General features: G+C 44.8%; 9 protein-coding genes. 5 read left to right on the forward strand and 4 right to left on the reverse strand.

Annotated elements, in window-relative coordinates; genetic code table 11:
* Positions 1-31 precede the first annotated feature (31 nt).
* Both ABR189_RS28430 and ABR189_RS28435 read left to right on the forward strand, forming a co-directional pair.
* On the forward strand, positions 32-1,081 hold the full coding sequence (locus tag ABR189_RS28430) for a LacI family DNA-binding transcriptional regulator (protein WP_354663913.1): 1,050 nt from the start codon (positions 32-34) through the stop codon (positions 1,079-1,081).
* Between the two features lie 54 nt (positions 1,082-1,135).
* Positions 1,136-2,332 (forward strand): glycoside hydrolase family 88 protein, encoded by a 1,197-nt coding sequence (locus ABR189_RS28435; RefSeq protein WP_354663914.1) that lies wholly within the window; start codon positions 1,136-1,138, stop codon positions 2,330-2,332.
* 20 nt (positions 2,333-2,352) lie between these two features.
* On the opposite strand, the gene ABR189_RS28440 is transcribed toward ABR189_RS28435, so the two are convergent.
* The 3 genes from ABR189_RS28440 to ABR189_RS28450 all read right to left on the reverse strand — a co-directional run bounded on the left by ABR189_RS28440 (position 2,353) and on the right by ABR189_RS28450 (position 9,523).
* Positions 2,353-4,143, reverse strand: coding sequence for an SGNH/GDSL hydrolase family protein (locus ABR189_RS28440; protein WP_354663915.1), 1,791 nt, complete (start codon positions 4,141-4,143; stop codon positions 2,353-2,355).
* Between the two features lie 67 nt (positions 4,144-4,210).
* Positions 4,211-8,143, reverse strand: coding sequence for a Pls/PosA family non-ribosomal peptide synthetase (locus ABR189_RS28445; RefSeq protein ID WP_354663916.1), 3,933 nt, complete (start codon positions 8,141-8,143; stop codon positions 4,211-4,213).
* A 144-nt stretch (positions 8,144-8,287) separates the two neighbouring features.
* Positions 8,288-9,523, reverse strand: coding sequence for a glycosyltransferase family 87 protein (locus tag ABR189_RS28450; RefSeq protein ID WP_354663917.1), 1,236 nt, complete (start codon positions 9,521-9,523; stop codon positions 8,288-8,290).
* A gap of 186 nt (positions 9,524-9,709) precedes the next feature.
* On the opposite strand from ABR189_RS28450, the gene ABR189_RS28455 reads away from it, so the two are divergent.
* A complete protein-coding gene (locus ABR189_RS28455; RefSeq protein WP_354663918.1) occupies positions 9,710-10,114 on the forward strand; it encodes a c-type cytochrome in 405 nt (134 codons plus the stop codon).
* Positions 10,115-10,343: 229 nt separating this feature from the next.
* Complete coding sequence (locus ABR189_RS28460; RefSeq protein ID WP_354663919.1) at positions 10,344-10,877, forward strand: N-acetylmuramoyl-L-alanine amidase; 534 nt, start codon at positions 10,344-10,346, stop codon at positions 10,875-10,877.
* Positions 10,878-10,943: 66 nt separating this feature from the next.
* Here the strand turns inward: ABR189_RS28460 and ABR189_RS28465 are convergent, their stop codons facing one another.
* On the reverse strand, positions 10,944-14,177 hold the full coding sequence (locus tag ABR189_RS28465; protein ID WP_354663920.1) for a S41 family peptidase: 3,234 nt from the start codon (positions 14,175-14,177) through the stop codon (positions 10,944-10,946).
* A 277-nt stretch (positions 14,178-14,454) separates the two neighbouring features.
* On the opposite strand from ABR189_RS28465, the gene ABR189_RS28470 reads away from it, so the two are divergent.
* Positions 14,455-16,353, forward strand: a complete 1,899-nt coding sequence (locus ABR189_RS28470) for a hypothetical protein (RefSeq protein WP_354663921.1) — start codon at positions 14,455-14,457, stop codon at positions 16,351-16,353.
* The last annotated feature ends 480 nt before the right edge of the window (positions 16,354-16,833 follow it).

Below are 16,833 nucleotides of genomic sequence, written 5' to 3' on the forward strand. Positions count from 1 at the left end.
TTCTAAACAGCTGAAAGTTAACAGGCAATACATGAGCAAAAGGACCGAAAAAACAATTGTTGATATTGCAGCGGAATTGAACCTGTCTGTATCTACGGTTTCAAGAGCACTGAATAACAATCCTAATATTAGTGACCGCACCAAAGAGAAGGTGAGGAAGATGGCCGGCAAATTAGGATACCGGCCCAACACGATGGCGGCGGGTTTACGCAATAGTAAAAGCAAAACCATTGGATTGATCGTACCAAAGATATCCATGTTTTTTCCGGCTACTATTATTACGGTGGTACAGAACAAATTGCAGGAATACGGATATCACCTGATTATCTGTCAGTCTAATGATTCCTATGAGCAGGAAGTGGCACTGGTCAATACCTTGTACGCTGCCAGGGTAGATGGCCTGGCTGTTGCTACTACTTTATATACTACGACCTTTGATCATTTTGATGTATTCAGGGATAATAATATTCCCCTGGTATTTTTTGACCGCGTGCCTAAGCACTATCAGGCCAGGGTAGTGAAGGGAGATGATTATCTGGGCGGATATACCGTTACGGAACATATGATCGCAATGGGATGTAAAGATATCGCACATATTTCCGGACCGGTTACCTGTAACCTTTATATTGACCGGATGGCAGGATATAAAGCAGCATTAAAAAAACATAAGCTTCCCTTTCATAAGTCACGTGTTTTTTTTCAGGAGCTTACCCGTGAAAATGCGCTGCAGTCTTGTGAAAAAATATTTGCAGCACCACCTTATCCTGATGGCATTTTTGCAGCAAATGATACCACTGCTATTGCCATCATGGAGTATTGCCGTAAGATACGTTTAAAGGTACCGGAGGACCTGAAAATAGTGGGTTACTCTAATGATCCCAGGACAGAAATTATTACCCCGCCTATTACGTCTGTAAACCAGTTTCCGGAAATGATGGGCGAAAGTGTAGTGGCGGCATTGATGACGTTGATCCAATCACCAGCACCGGCTGCCGGAAGTTATGCGGAGGAGATTATTCCTATTCAGCTGATCGTAAGAGCGTCCTCTGTGGGCAAAACTACAAAAGGCAGTAAACAGTAGTAACCTGATGGCATTTTCACTCTTTTAATTTTAACATCAACAGGATTATCACGTATGAAAAAACTACAATTGACCTGGACCGTTTTGTTGTTGCTGACACTCCTGTCAGGGACCCATGCACAGTCTGTTTTGAGTAAGGCGGAAATGATAAAACTGGCAGACAGGACACTGGATTTTGCTGCCCGGCAGTATAAACATATGGCTGCTGCGGTACCTGATAGTCTCTTGCCCAGAAGTACCAATAAAGATGGGAGCTTAATGACTTCCACCTCCAGCTGGTGGACCTGTGGTTTTTATCCAGGCACTTTATGGTACCTGTATGAGTATACCAAGGATGATGCACTAAAACAGGAAGCGGTAAAACGTATGGCACTGGTAGAGAATAACAAATACAATACACGCACCCATGACCTGGGGTTTATGATGTATTGCCCTTTTGGAAATGCGTATCGTATTACCGGGGATACTACCTATAAAACCATATTGCTGAGAAGCGCGGCTTCCTTATCTACGCGGTTTAATCCGGCAGTAGGCTGTATTAAATCATGGGATCATGGTACGTGGAAATTCCCGGTAATCATTGATAATATGATGAACCTGGAATTACTGACCTGGGCTTCGCGGGAAAGTGGAGATCCTTCCTTTACTAAAATTGCCACCACACATGCAAGCACTACCATGAAGCATCATTTTCGTAAAGACTACAGTTCCTGGCATGTGGTAGATTACAATCCGGCCACTGGAGCCGTAGTGGAAAAGAAAACGCACCAGGGATTTGCGGATAGCTCTGCATGGGCCAGAGGGCAGGCATGGGGCCTGTATGGCTATGTGATGATGTACAGGGAAACAAAACAAAAGATTTACCTGGACCAGGCCCGGCATATTGCTGATTTTATGCTCAACCATCCTAATATGCCAGCAGATCTTATTCCATATTGGGACTTTAATGCTGCTGGCATTCCCAATGTTCCGAGAGATGTTTCAGCGGGTGCAGTAACCGCAGCTGCGCTATTGGAATTAAGTCTGTATACAGGCAGGAAAGAAGCAAAGCGTTATTGGGGCGCCGCAGAGAAAATGATTGTTAGCCTGGCAAGTCCCGCCTACCTGGCAAAGGAAGGCGGGAATAATAATTTTATACTCATGCATAGTGTAGGATCCCTGCCACATAATTCTGAAGTGGATGTACCGCTTACCTATGCCGATTATTACTTTGTAGAAGCATTGCTGCGCTATAAAGCCTGGGTAAAGTAAATGCTGGATTAGGGCATGGGTTACTTCAGTAATGGTGCTAAATAAGCTGCCAGCTTTTGATAGCCTGCATCATTAGGATGAAGCCCGTCTGAAAAGAGGCGGGTATCTATCTTCCCATTGGGCAAAGTGAACACTTTACCAGGTTGAATATAGGTAACCCCAAGCGGCCTGGCCAGCATCGCAATGGCTTTGTTAATATTTGTTATCCTTGTTTCCATCCCCGTCCGTGGTAATAACCCTGAAAGCAGGATTTTGGCTTTGGGTTGTCTTTGCTGTATACCGGTTACCAATAAACGCAAACCGGCAATGATTTCTTTATCTGTGTTATGCGCCAGGTTGTTGGTGCCAATCAGCATTACTACATGGGAGGCATCAAAGCCATCCAGCTCATCATGGTAAATCCTCCACAGCACATTTTCAATCCGGTCATTTCCAAAGCCAAAGTTTCTGACACCTAATGGTGCCAGCATTTTTTGCCAGGAATCTTCGCTGCGGGCAATAGGCGCTTTAGGTTCCCCTCCCCAATAGTGGGTAATGGAATTGCCAAGGAAAACTACCTTGGGGGCACTTTGTTTATTGGCGGTCAATAATTCATTATGCCGGCTCTCCCAGTCATAGGTACCTGCATCCCGGTTCTGCCTGCAGGGTTGTGTAGTACTGAAGGAAGTGTCTATTGTTTCGTGTAATATTTTGCGGATAGCTTTTTCATAAGCAATAGCATATCTCTCCATACCTATATCATTGGGATGTACCCCATCTACCGTTCCTTCCCTGCCAATATTCATTTCTGCAGCTGGCAGCAGGTACAGATTAGAGATATTCATGGCTTTCAGGGCAGTATAGGCTTCCCGTAATGCCTTATTGGCATTGCTAAAGATTTCCTCCATAGCCGTATTCAGGGAGTGGATACTCTCTCCGCTGTGGTCTGCCAGTAAAATAGGTACTGCAGGTCTTTTTTTACGTAATGTTTGTACAGTTTTGATGACCCTTTCTTTTACATCTGCGGCTGCGAGGTTGGGCAGACAGTCGAGTACATATATTTTAGCATCTATTTCTGTCAGCAGGTCGGCTACAGGAGGATCTAATTTACCGTTTCCTGAAAATCCCAGGTTGATCACTTCCCGGTCCATCATTCTTTCGAGGAAGGCAGTCCATGCCAATCCCGGGCGGGAAGCACATCCACCCTGTGCAATAGAAGTACCGTAGATAACGATGGGCTTTTCTTTCCGTGCGGGTATGGGCTTGAATGTGGCATTGTCAGGCACGCCGATTTCCATCCAGCTTACATTGTTATAGAGTGGGAGATACAAGCGGTATTCTCTTGTATCGGTACCCAGGTTAATAAAGTTATAGGTAATAGTATCCTTGAAGGAATAACCTCCGGCGGTCCATTCCCATCCGCCATGTTTGTTAATGGCGTAAAGATCCACCCCACTTACACCGGTAGAGGGCATATGTGGCATGGCAAGATCTCCTTTTACAGTATACCTTACTGTGATAGTGGGAGCATTGGCACTGAATCTGATCGCCAGGCCAGCCGCCTGGTGGGATAAATACCATACATGTGAAGTCACCTCTTTTTCTGCACGGGCAGGCAGCCGGTCATAGGGCTGTGTTACCTCTGCAGGCCATGCCTGTCCGGATATTACGGGAAAAGCATTCGTGGCAGGATTCCACCATTTAGTAGTTTGTGCAACAGCTGGCAGACCATATACCATGGTCAACAGCAATAGGAGAAAGATGTTTGTCTTACGTTTCATAACTTGTCCGGCTACATATTTAATACGTGGGTAATCCCATAAAAATATCATTTCCGGAACGATTATTTACTGTTTTTATTTGAATGGGAAAATGTCCACTGCAGCTTTAATGATATTCTCACACCGGTTTTATAGGGCTGCCGGTCCAATCTGTATTGGATTGCAGGTTTTCTCCTTTCATCACAAGGGATAGGGGAGCAAGCTTTACATCATTGCCTGTTTCGCTATCATAAAGGATAATGGTACGTGCACCGATGCTGCTGCGTGCACCTATTTTAATGGGTCCTACCTTCATAACACGATCTTCAAACAAATGGGTCTGGGGACCACTATCATCATTTAATGCGGTATCGTCTCCGATAGTGACCATGTCAAATTCTGTGATATCCGTAGTATTCATCCACACTCTTTTACCGATTTTGGTACCCAGCAGGCGTAGCAGCAGTGGCAGCCAGGGTGTGCCTTTCAGGTATTCCAGTAAAAAAGGTACGGAGAGTGCTTCATAAGTAGAGGTCGTACCTTCGCTACGCCATACTTTCCACGTCCACATAGGACTTTGCATAGCCTTATATGCACCGTTCAGCACCCATTTTAAAACAAGGGTAAACAGAAATGCAGGTATGCCCAGGAAGCCCAGGTAATAAAACGGGAATTTCAGGATGATTTCCCACAAAGGTTTATCGGTAACAAGGTCGTGAGTGTAGGCGATAAAAAAGATACTGCAACAGATGATGACTGTTTCAGGAATAAGAATGCGGATAAACTCAACCAGTGCCCGTGCCAGCCGCCTGCGGGAAGAAGGCGTAGTGGTGAGTGAGGGTGAAAAAAATCGGCTTCCCTGTCTGCGTGGTAGTGCAATGGCAGGAGAACCAAACCAATCGCGTGAGTTATCCGATGCCAACTGTGCCGGAGAAGGAGGAGTAGATAAAACTCCTACCAGCATATGGTCCGGCAATTGATAGCCTTGCGGGATTAAGGCACTGTTGCCTACAAAACTGTGGTCCTGGATAACTGTTCTTTCGAGCCGTAACTGTTGGCCTCTTACATCAGATTCTCCCAGTGTTACAGCATCTGCAACAAAAGCGCCATCACCTATTTCCAGTAAGGGGTGGGTAACACTGCTGGCAGTAGATACTTCTGTATTCTTACCTACTTTAGCCCCCAGGGCACGGAACAGATATCCAACAAATACGGTAGCATAAATGGGATGCAATACAATCAGGGAAAGTGACATCAGCTGATCTGCAAACCACTTGCGTAAATAAAATACACTGTATACCGGATAGCTCCCTGGTTTTACCGGCTTTTGCAACCAGCGGGTAAGCAATATTGTCTGTAAGCTGAACATGATGATATAGCTCAGTGCCAGTGAAGGTGTAATCACCACATAGTTAAAGTTATAATCTGGCGCCGCATCATCCAGTTGGTTAAGAATAATAATAGTGGGCAGGAGCGGCAGCAATATCGTAAAAGGAAATACCAGCAGGAACAGGGAGAACAGGAAGCCATACCACTTTCTCCTGCGGGCAGATACAGCCAGAGGCTGTGGAAAATCTGCGATCGTTTTTTTAGCGAGCAGCTGTGCAGGGCTGCCTTGCCATACTTCACAGGTACCAATTGTTTTTTCAGGTGGCAAATAGCTGAGATCCTGTAGTTCTCCCCATGCCGCTATGGTAGTATTGCCGGCAATGACAGCACTGCTTCCGATATATGCATGATCATGTAGGTGTATATGCCGGAGTTTTAATAAACCGTCTTCCACTATGGCATTATTCAACACCACCTGCGAGCTGATACTTACATCACTACCTATCGTTATTAGATCTTCTGCGCCGATGGTAATGGCGCTTAACTGTGCATCTGCAGCTACTTTAACACCCAGCATCCGGAGAAAAACCGGATATAGCGGTGTGCCATTCAGGAACTGTGCCGGCATCAGCCGCTGCATCGTTTTTACGAACCACCAACGGAAATAGTAGGTCCCCCATAATGGATAATCACCCGCTTTCATTTTGCCTATTACTAACCATTTAATGATAATGATCAGCGCGGTAAAAAAGGGAGGTAGCAGACAAAACATACCAAGGGCAGTAAGGATAGCATACCCCAGGTTAGAAGTAGCCTGCTGTACATAATAATAGCTCAGATAGGGCAGGAATATTTGTGTGGCAAAGAGACCATAAACCAGCAATAAGCTAATGCTTTGGGCAATCCAGCAAAAGGTATGACGCCACCAGGGCACTTTCCGGAAGGGAGTTTGCTTATGTGGAGCATCCTGTGGCCGGGCTTCCCAGGTGTTCACCAATTGCTGTAATGGCCGGTGTATATAAACATCTTTCAGCGAAGCATTCGGTATCCCTGCATCATGTCGCAGGCCGGATACAAAGGCAGCTGCCAGCAGAGAGTGCCCACCCAGATCATTAAAAAAATCCTGTTCCAGGTGAATGTCACGATCAGGAAATATATCTTTCAGTACAGCTATCACTCTTTCTGCCAGCGGTGCATGCTGGTCAATTACTTTTTTATTGGTAGTAACAGCAAAAGCGGGAGGTAACGGTAATGCTTTTCTATTGATCTTACCGCTGGGCAAACGTGGCATTTCCGGTAATGCCATGATTACCCCGGGTACCATATAAGCAGGAAGCACTTTGGCAAGGGCATTACGAAGTAAGGATGCCTCAAATGTGCCGGGGTTGTCAGGCACCACATAACCTACCAGCTGATCCTGGTTATTACTGTCCTTTTTTACTGCCACCGCTGCTGCAGCAATACCAGCTATATCATGAAGTCTGGTTTCTATTTCTCCCAGCTCGATCCGGTAACCCCGTAGTTTAATCTGATCATCCAGCCTGCCCTGAAAATCTATACTTCCATCAGCCTGGATGATAGCTGCATCGCCGGTTCTGTATACCGTGTTTCCGGGTAATGCAGCTAATGCAGCAGGTTTTTGTACAAACTTTTCCCGGCTTAGTGCCGGATTATCTATATAGCCTGCACCTACTCCCGGACCGGTGATAACGAGTTCTCCCCGTTCTCCAATGGGCAGTGGGGCCAGCTTTTCATCTACTACAGCCATATTGTAATTCGGCAACGGGTGGCCTATAGTGATTTGGTCGCCTGGTTTTAATCTGGCAAATGAAGCGCTTACCGTAGTTTCCGTGGGGCCGTAACTGTTATAAAATTCCCTTGGCGGAATAGCCCACCTGGATAATACCTGCTGTGTACAGGCTTCTCCACCGGCATTGATGAGCCGCAGGGAGGGGATATTATCTTCCATTACCGCCAGCAGGCTGGGTACAGCATGTAGTACAGTTATTTTTTCCTGGCGGAGTACATCACTGAGTTCATCAATTGATTTGGCAGTGGTGGCATCTGCTATCCATAAAGTGGCGCCTGTGAAATAGCTAAGCCAGGTTTCTTCACACCACATATCAAATGATACTGAAAAGCCCTGGTATACTTTGTCTGTTGGAAGGATATTTAATACTGTTTGTTCAGCCCTTACCAGGTGGCATATTTGCCGGTGACTGATAGGAATGCCTTTAGGTTTGCCCGTACTGCCGGAAGTATATAATACATAAGCCTGGTCATCCGGTTGAGGACCTGTAAGTACAACTGTTGCAATTTCCGGCGAAATAATAGGAGGAACCTGTAGTATCAATCCTGCAACGGGCAGGGGTACTTCACTAAAGCAGGCGGCAGCTTTAACTTCTGTAAGCACGGTAGCAACACGTTCTGCCGGCATTTCCCTGTCCATTGGAACATAGGCTGCTCCTGCTTTGATAATACCCAGAATAGCAGCATGCAATGCCATTCCTCTGGGCCACCATATGCCCACGGTATCACCGCGCTTAATCCCATTTGCCGCCAGACTGGTAGCAATGGCATTACTCCATTGGTCCAGCGCAGCATAAGTAAGGGTTTGTTCCTGAAAGATCAAAGCAGTATGCCCGGCATACTTTAGCGCGGTAGTGTGAAATAGGTCTGCCAGTGTTTCCTGATGAAGCAGGTCAGGTCTGTTGGGGCCTGTAACAGTGCTGTTCGCATTCATAAGTGCGTGACGTAAAGTATTTGAAGCAAAGATACTTTGAATGGCAACAACAGCGGCTTATAATCTCCTTAAAATTATAGGGATTACGGGGAAGGAGTGGCGAGGGGAAACTGAAGAAAGCCGGGAAACAGGCCGCTGTTGATATCAGGTGTTTAAGGCAGACGTATCAGCTGCTACGTGGGTAGATACAGGTGGTAAGAACTTTTTGGTAAGTATCTGGTAAATAATGATCAGCCAGATAAGCAGGCATGGAAATGCTTTCAGGGCGTATGGTACCGCTATGTGGTGCCTTACCCACGGTGTAAATACATCTGAGTGGGAAAAGCTGCAAACTATCAGGGCAAATATGAACAGGGCATTATTCCATTTGGTGGCTGGCTGGATCATATACCAGATACAGATAGCGGGGAAAGCAATAATATAAGTTGGAGACTCCGAGCTGGTACTGAATAGTACAGGAAATAATAAGGTAGAGCAGAGCAGCAGCAAACGGAATTTGCTGTTGTGCCGCCAGTGCAGCATCAGGTATTGGGAAAGGAACAGTAGTATGGCAGGTATAATTACCACCAGGTTGTTCAGGTGTTGCAGCTTAAATACACGCCTGATAAAGCCTAATGCGGATATATCCTGCAACAATACACCCTGCTCAAAGTGCACATTCTTTTCGTTTTTAAAGCTAAGGGCTTCCATCCATTCCTTATAGCTATGGATGATATAGGTTGGAGAAGAAAGGAGCATAGGTAATAAAAACAGGACGAGGCCCCAAAGCAGCAGACTACCTATAAAACGCCAGCGGTTATCACTGAAGAAGAAAAATGCCAGTCCCACAATACCATATATTTTAGTGAGGGTACCCAAAACAATAAAGAAAGCTGCCCAGCAATTCCTGCCTTTTAGAATGAGTGCAAAGCTGAGGATAATACAAGCGGCAATGGCCTGGTTAAACTGGAGGTAGCTGCTGGCGCCCAGCAGCTCATTACTTGAAAATAGTAAGATCAGGTTCTGTTGTATACGGGTAAGAGGTAATTGACGGATAGCAACAAACAGAAAGGCAGCATTGGCGATTACCCATAGCATCGCCCCTGCTTTGTCCGGCAGCCAGGCGAAAGGGGCAATGATAAAGCTGAATATTGGGCCATAAAGATTTACATCCTGATACTCCGCAGGATAGGAGATGTATAGTGGCTTTTGCTCACATACATGCAAAAACACATGCTTGAATACAAGATAATTATTGATATTTCCGTCCAGGATCTCTTTAGCAGTTCCCAGTATTGACAAACCAAACCATAATAACAGGACCAACCACTCTTTTTCGCCCAGGGAGGCGAGGGTAATACGTTTTTTCAACATGGCGCTCATTTCGGTACTTGATGTCATTGTTGCCAATGATATTCGAAAATAACGCGATAATTGCATTATCCCTCTATTCCGGCTGCAGAAAATAACCACCTTTTTATACTACTAATATGGGAAAGCCGATGAAAGATGATGCATTTATCAGGATTTTTTGTAGATTCCTTTATAAATAAGGAAGCTTTTATCTACTATCTAAAATCCATGGAAATGAAAACAAGAAGAAGTCTGATGCTCATAGGAGCATTATTGGTTTCGGTGATGCTGTGTTCCCTCTCGTTACCTCCTCAGGAGCAGGACCGGCCCAAAAACCTGAAAGTACTACCAAAAGACATTAGTCACGAAGAACTGGAAGCAGTGATGAAAGGATTTAAAAATGCCCTGGGGGTGAAGTGTGGCTTTTGTCATTCCCCGCAAAAGGATGATCCGAAGAAACTGGATTTTGCCAGTGATGACAATGAGCACAAAGCTACTGCCAGAGAAATGATGAAAATGACTAAACGCATTAACAAGAAGTTTTTCAATGGCCGGCCAGCTATGTCAGTTACCTGTTATACCTGCCACAATGGGAATAAAGAACCTAAAACCCAACCGGAGGAAATGCCGGCTAAATAATAGTAGTGTTGAAGAAGGTGGCGCCTGGCCATCTTGTTGAAAAGATAATGCCCCGGTATGGCTATGTTCCATCATGTTGAAGGAAACAGGCATACCGGGGTATTTGCTATCAGGACATTTTTACGTATATTTAATTGTTAACATCCCAATGCGCTGAAGCGGTCTTAAGACTATATCGAACGTTTATTGTATAGTATTTAATTTCTTTTAACCCCAAAAAAAGAACAAAATGATTTTTATTTCTGCAGGTCATCATCTGAAAGATCCTGGTGCTGTTGCCAACGGTGTACAGGAAAATTTACTGACCATCGACTTACGTAACCTGGTTACCCAATCCCTGACCAAGCTTGGTGCCAAGTACATTATTGATAAAGACACTGAAACTTTGGCGCAATACCTGGGCAGGATAAAATCCGGTACAGGCAGTGTTATCTGTGAGCTGCATTTTAATGCCGGCAGCAGTAAGGCAGAAGGGATGGAAGTACTTATTCCTGAACGGAACACGGAAGAAGAACGCTCATTGGGAGCTGCTATCTGCGATGCAGGACATGCCACAATGGGGCTGCGTTACCGGGGTGTTTTTGATGAAACCAAAAGCCACCGCAAACGGTTGGGCCTGATGCGGAAAGAAGGGATCAATGTATTGGTAGAGGTTTGTTTTATTACGAACAAGTCTGATCTCGAAAAATATGAAGGTGGGAAAACACAGTTTGCTCAGAAACTTGCAGAGCTGCTGAAAAAGTATGACGATATGAAACAGTAATAATAAGCAGCGGGGCTGTTTTAAAACCATGGTTTTAAAACAGCCCCGCTGTAACAAATCTATCCTTTATTTTATTTCCTTCAGCATTTCTTTCACGGCTGTTTCCAGCTGGGCGTCTTTCCCTTCGAGAAAATCTTCATAACGAAGTGGCACACGGATATCCGGCTCTAGCTGCAGGTTTTCTGTAGGGCGGCCTTCTTTACCTATAGTAGCTACCATGGGTATGCCAAATACAAGGGTGGGGTCAATCTGTCTTTCCCACCATACAGCGGTACCTGTTCCGGGAACAGGCATACCAATTAGTTTGCCCATATTTCCCTGCTTGTAGATATAGGGGAAGATGAATGCATCACTATAATTGCCTTCACTCATCAGTACACAGCTGGGACGCTGCCACTGACCCTGAGGTTCTCCTCCCTTCAGCATTTCTCCTTGTGGTGCAAACTCGAGGTATTTTTTACCACTCAGGAAATTGTAGAGATCATCATGCAGCCATCCGCCACCGTTAAAACGGGTATCTACAATCAGTGCCTGTTTATCCCTGTTTTTACCCATTACCTCACCGTATACAGACCGGAAGCTGGCATCATTCATTCCCTGCACATGCACATAGCCTACTTTGCCATTACTGAGCTTGTCTACCATTTTGCGCATATTATTCACCCAGCGTTTGTACATCAGGGTATTTTCTTCTTCGTTACTGATTGGCTTTACCGTTTCGTCCCAACGGGTTTTATTATCCGCATCGTAAATACTTACCAGTATATTGTCTCCACTTTTACGGTTCAGCAGGGTAGCCCAGTCAGCTTGTGCAGTAACGGGGATACCATCTATTTTTTCGATGATATGCCCTTTCTTTAGTTTGCTGCCTGCTTTGTCAAATGGGCCTCCAGCGATTACTTCGTCTACTTTCAGACCATCTTTTAGTGAGGTTTCGTCAAACAGTAAGCCAATGGAAGCTGTGTTATCACCATCCATGCGCTGTGGCATATAGCGACCACCGGTATGGGAACCATTTAGTTCCCCCAACAGCTCGCTCAACAGTTCCTGGAAATCATAATTGTTGCTGATATGTGGCAGAAACCGGGCATAGTTATCCCGGTACATTTTCCAGTCCATATGCCGGAGCGTAGGATCATAAAACTTTTCTTTTACCTGTTTCCAGGCATGATCCAGGATATAGGCACGTTCTGCCTCCTGGTTGAGGACCAGTTCAGTTCTGATACTTATCGGTGTAATTTTGCCGGAAGCGGCATCTACTTTTACTACACTGCCCCGGTTGCTTACAAACAGGCTGTTACCATCTTTGCTGAGTACAATACTGCCGGGTGTACCCCCCAGTTTGGCTAATATCTTTGTATCGCCTGTTCGGGGCTCTGTTACCCACAGATCATATCCTTTTTCGAAGGAGGCCATGTAAAATAATTTGCTGCCATCCTTGTTTAAAACGTAATCACTGATGGAGGCACTGTTGATGGTCAGGCGTACCTGGCGGTCGTCCAGGTTATTAAAATCGGGGCGGAAGTTTTTCTTGTTGTCAGCAGTATCCTTGTCGGTTTTGGTACTATCTTTTCCGGATGTTTTGCGGGCATTTTCTTCCTTTTCCTTCAGCAGGTTAAACTCATCTTTTGATAGTTTGTATTTATCAAAAGTTTCCTGATCAAAAAATACGGCATAGACATCCACCTCCCGGCTGCCTTGTCTGGCCAGTGATTTTCGTCCGTCTCTGCTGGTAAGCCAGGTCAGCATTTTTCCATCTGCCGCCCATTTACTGTTGCCCTCTCCAAAGCCGCTATTGACCGGATATACCGGGCTTCCTTTACCATCAGCGGGAATGAGTGCTGCATTTTCCATGAAAAAGTATCCTTGCTGGTCATCCGCTACTATCCATTTACCATCAGGGCTCCAGGCAAAGCTCCAGTCGCCGTCGGAATAAGAGTGGTTATGTCCTTTGGGTAATAATGTCCGGCTTTTGCCGGAGGCAATGTTATGTACTTTCAGCACATTCCGGTCTTCCACATAGGCTATTTCTTTGCCATCCGGTGAAAACAGGGGTTGGAACTCTTCTGCAGGCGTGGCTATTACTGCCTCTTCTTTCAGGAGGGTAGCAGCAAAAAAGTAAGGTTCTTCTTTTCGTACAATGGTGCTTTGGTAAATGTCCCAGTTACCATTTCTTTCAGCAGCATATACCAGGCGTTTACCATCGGGCGACCACTGTATCATCCTTTCCTGTTGGGGAGTATTGGTAATCCGTTTGGTCATATTGCCTTCCACACTGGTTACAAATAATTCCCCACGGGCAATAAATGCCATTTCCTTCCCATTGGGACTCATCGCAAATTCCGTGATGTTGCCACTTACCGGAAGAGGTTTTTCAGTAGCATTACGGCCATCATTGAAGATACTTACCTGAATGTTTTTAGGCTTTCCTCCCGGTTGGAGCGTATATATTTCTCCGTTATAGGTGAAGCAGAGTGTATTGTTAGTACTTCTGGAGAGATGGCGGACAGGGTGTTTGTCGAAATGGGTGAGCTGTTCCATTTTTCCTTTATCCGCCAGAGATGTTTTGAACAGGTTTTGGGAGATCCCTCCTTTTTCACTCAGGTAATAAACCTCATCCCCGTTACCGAATAATGGTTCGCGGTCTTCACCAGCATATTCAGATACCTGCTGATAGCTGCCTTTATGGATATCATAAACCCAGATATCCCGGGTAACCGATGATACATGATGTTTGCGCCAGGGATCTTCATAACCTTTGCGGTCCTGGAATATAAGACGATCACCTTTGCTGTCATAGCGTGCATATTCTGCCCCAGCCGCACTTAACAGGGAGGAACGTCCGCCGGTTACAGGTACGGTGTACAGATTATTGAACAGGCGGGAGCTGAACCGTATGCTGGAAGCAGGTGCATTCCGCGCACTACCAAACAATACCTGTTTGTTGTCCGGGGTAAAATCATAAGGAAAATCGGCAGCACTGTTGCTCGTAAGCCTAACCGGCGCACCTCCGGTTGCTGGCATTACAAATACATCAAAGTTGCCATAACGATCACTGGCAAATGCAATGTATTTACCATCATGGCTCCAGACAGGCATCATATCATGTGCCTCATGAATAGTAACTGGTACTGCTACACCTCCGTTGGCATCTACACGGTAGATGTCGCCTTTGTAGCCAAAAGCAATCGTTTTCCCATCGGGAGAAATAGCGGGATACCTTAACCATAAGGCATTGTCCTGGGCATGGACGGCCATAGCCATTAGCCAGGCTGTGCAGGTAAAAAATAATCTTTTCATAAGCGGTTAGCAATGTTGTGTTTCAGTGGGCAACAGGTTGATATTGCCTTTACTATAAAAATATACAATGACGCAAAATAAATAAAATGCAGCACTGTATCATTTTTATAATGACAAGTGGTGCTTTTAAAGGTAGTAATGGTTGAGCTGTAAACGTAGTTTTTTGTTGCTGATGATTGGTAACCAACAGGATAAGAGGGTAAAATACCTACTAGTAGGTATTGGCCACTGCGGGGTTATTGCATAGTTTTCCGCTCGATTTCAAATCAGTCAATGCATGAGAAAAATTTTAGTTGTTTTATTAACCTTGCTATCTGTGGCAGCGTGTAAGAAAGGAACTGAAAAAGATAACACTACCGGACCTATTACCAAACCACCTGTAAGCGTGGCCGTTAAAAACAGTAAGGGGCAACCAGGGCAGCTATTTGTGTACAACACTACTCATATTATTAATAAAGACACCGTACATGCCAAAATCGGTGGTACGGATATGGTGCTGTATAAAACCGGGGATAATGAGCTTACTGCTATTATACCGGCTGTAGCGGCAGGAACCTATAATATTGCCTTTAAAGTAGGGGAGCAACCATATACAGCCAGCGCTACCGTTGATGCCTATGTGGCTATAAAGAATCCGGATGAAGTAGCTACAAAACTGGTTACGAATATCAATGTGTACCTGAATAAATTTGAAGAGATAAACGCAGATACGATGAGTCTGAAAATTGGTATGGCAGAAATGAATTACCTGAAAGCGTATAAGAAAGCATTTACAGAACAATGGGCCAAACTAACCACTACAGAGAAGCAGGAGGTAGTCTATTACCTGCGGGAAATAATACCTGATCCGGCATTGTTTACCACTTTGGAGGCAAACAATGATAATGGGAACAGGACAACTGCCACATCTGTTTCTATCGAAGAAGTGGGATTTAATATACTTAAGGTGTTTGTTGTTGCTATTGCAGGTGCAGAGTTGGTAGGAGAATATGGTTATAAAGTAGCTAATGCAGTTCGTAAATTGAGCCCTGCAAAGGGAACTGCGCTGGCTATTGGTACAGGTTTATGTGTAGGAGCAGGAATGATCTATATTCATGAAAAGTACAAGGATAATGTGAAGTACCAATTTATCCTTGAAAAAGTAAATAAGCTGATAAGCTTGCTGAACCCCTTTGATAAAAAAGCGCTGACTGCACGGACAACGGCAGTTGCAGACCAGCTGGTGTTTCAGCATAAAGTAGCACTCAATATCCAGTTAATGGGTGATTATCGCAGTGTGCAGGCCAGTGATATAAACAGTTCCAATGCCACACTAAAAAGTTATATAGGTATTGACGCTACATTGGAGAAGATCTGGACAGGGATTAAGTCAATGACAGATGGATTACTTGCTATTTTGTCTATCGATTCTCCATTGCCCGCCTATGAAAAATGTATTCTGCCCACAGCGAAGATATCGGAAAAAGCGATTACGCCTGGTTTGCTTAGTATCAAAAATGTATCCGATGCAACAGTGAAGCTGACTGCAACTACAGAAGGTGGATGGCAGATCACGGCTGAATCTACCAATGGACTTAGCGGAGAGAAGGAGTTTACTTTTGATGCCGTATATACTTTCAATGAGCTGAACATCACTAAAACCCAAAATGCGGCTGGCAAGCTCACTACAGCCAACCCTATTCTGGGGTGGTATGTAGGTAGTTATCACCTGCATGGTACGTTGGCAAACGGATTTCCCAATCCGACGGCAGAGCGGAGTGTACCGGTTTATGCATATTTCTACACGGCAGATGAAGCTACAGCAAAATGCATTGTGTATATCAAGAAGAGCTTGCCCAGGCAAAGTGGTGTTTTTGATAAAGTGACGGTGTCTTTGTCGGGTAGTTCCAAACATGAAATCTATTCGCCGGGATGGGGTAAATACTATGGTGTAGGAAAACAGGTATCCTATTATTTGCCTACTGCTGTTGTGACGCCACGTGAAAGCCTGACTTCCCGTCCTGAGGATTATGCCGTTTTGTTCTATATGTGGGATAACCGTACAGACTACTATTATTACACTTCCTGGGATGCAAAATATACCGGGTTAACAGCACCAGCTGCATTAACAGCAGACGAACTACAAACGATCAATGATTTTATACTAAGCAGCAGCCGAGAAGAGGTGTTGAATTGATATCTATCCCTAGCCTGAAACTAAAAGCCGCATAGATCTCCGGATTTAATGCGGCTTTTGCATTTATGCTGATGGTAACTCTTAGCCAGCAAACAGCACGTTATGCAGGAGATTTAAATATGTCTATTTTGTAATGTTCAATTGAGTGATTTATAATAAAGCGTAAGGGACCTGATTGTAAACCCAATACAGGATTTATTAACTAAAGGTGTAAACCTATACCAGGACTAGACCAATTACTGCCATGGGCCTACGTTTGCATAGAGATATCCCGTATATATCCCGTATATGTCCCGTATATATCCCGTATATATCCCGACAATATAACTGGTCGGGATATATACGGGATATCTATGGGTTATCTCTGGTTTATCCCCGGTTTATAGAAGAAGAGCAATTGAGTGGTTCTCTTGCTTGCAATGGAGCAAAACAGAATATAACTAACAGTATTATTTTGCTGCGATCTGTTACTGCAAGGGC

The organism is Chitinophaga sp. H8 (genome assembly GCF_040567655.1).
GTDB lineage: Bacteria > Bacteroidota > Bacteroidia > Chitinophagales > Chitinophagaceae > Chitinophaga > Chitinophaga defluvii.

Coding starts and splice junctions, on each gene's coding strand:
- ABR189_RS28440 (WP_354663915.1), bottom strand. CDS start 4,143: ATGATATTTTTATGGGATTACCCACGTATTAAATATGTAGCCGGACAA.
- ABR189_RS28435 (WP_354663914.1), top strand. CDS start 1,136: ATGAAAAAACTACAATTGACCTGGACCGTTTTGTTGTTGCTGACACTC.
- ABR189_RS28455 (WP_354663918.1), top strand. CDS start 9,710: ATGAAAACAAGAAGAAGTCTGATGCTCATAGGAGCATTATTGGTTTCG.
- ABR189_RS28460 (WP_354663919.1), top strand. CDS start 10,344: ATGATTTTTATTTCTGCAGGTCATCATCTGAAAGATCCTGGTGCTGTT.
- ABR189_RS28430 (WP_354663913.1), top strand. CDS start 32: ATGAGCAAAAGGACCGAAAAAACAATTGTTGATATTGCAGCGGAATTG.
- ABR189_RS28445 (WP_354663916.1), bottom strand. CDS start 8,143: ATGAATGCGAACAGCACTGTTACAGGCCCCAACAGACCTGACCTGCTT.
- ABR189_RS28450 (WP_354663917.1), bottom strand. CDS start 9,523: ATGACATCAAGTACCGAAATGAGCGCCATGTTGAAAAAACGTATTACC.
- ABR189_RS28465 (WP_354663920.1), bottom strand. CDS start 14,177: ATGAAAAGATTATTTTTTACCTGCACAGCCTGGCTAATGGCTATGGCC.
- ABR189_RS28470 (WP_354663921.1), top strand. CDS start 14,455: ATGAGAAAAATTTTAGTTGTTTTATTAACCTTGCTATCTGTGGCAGCG.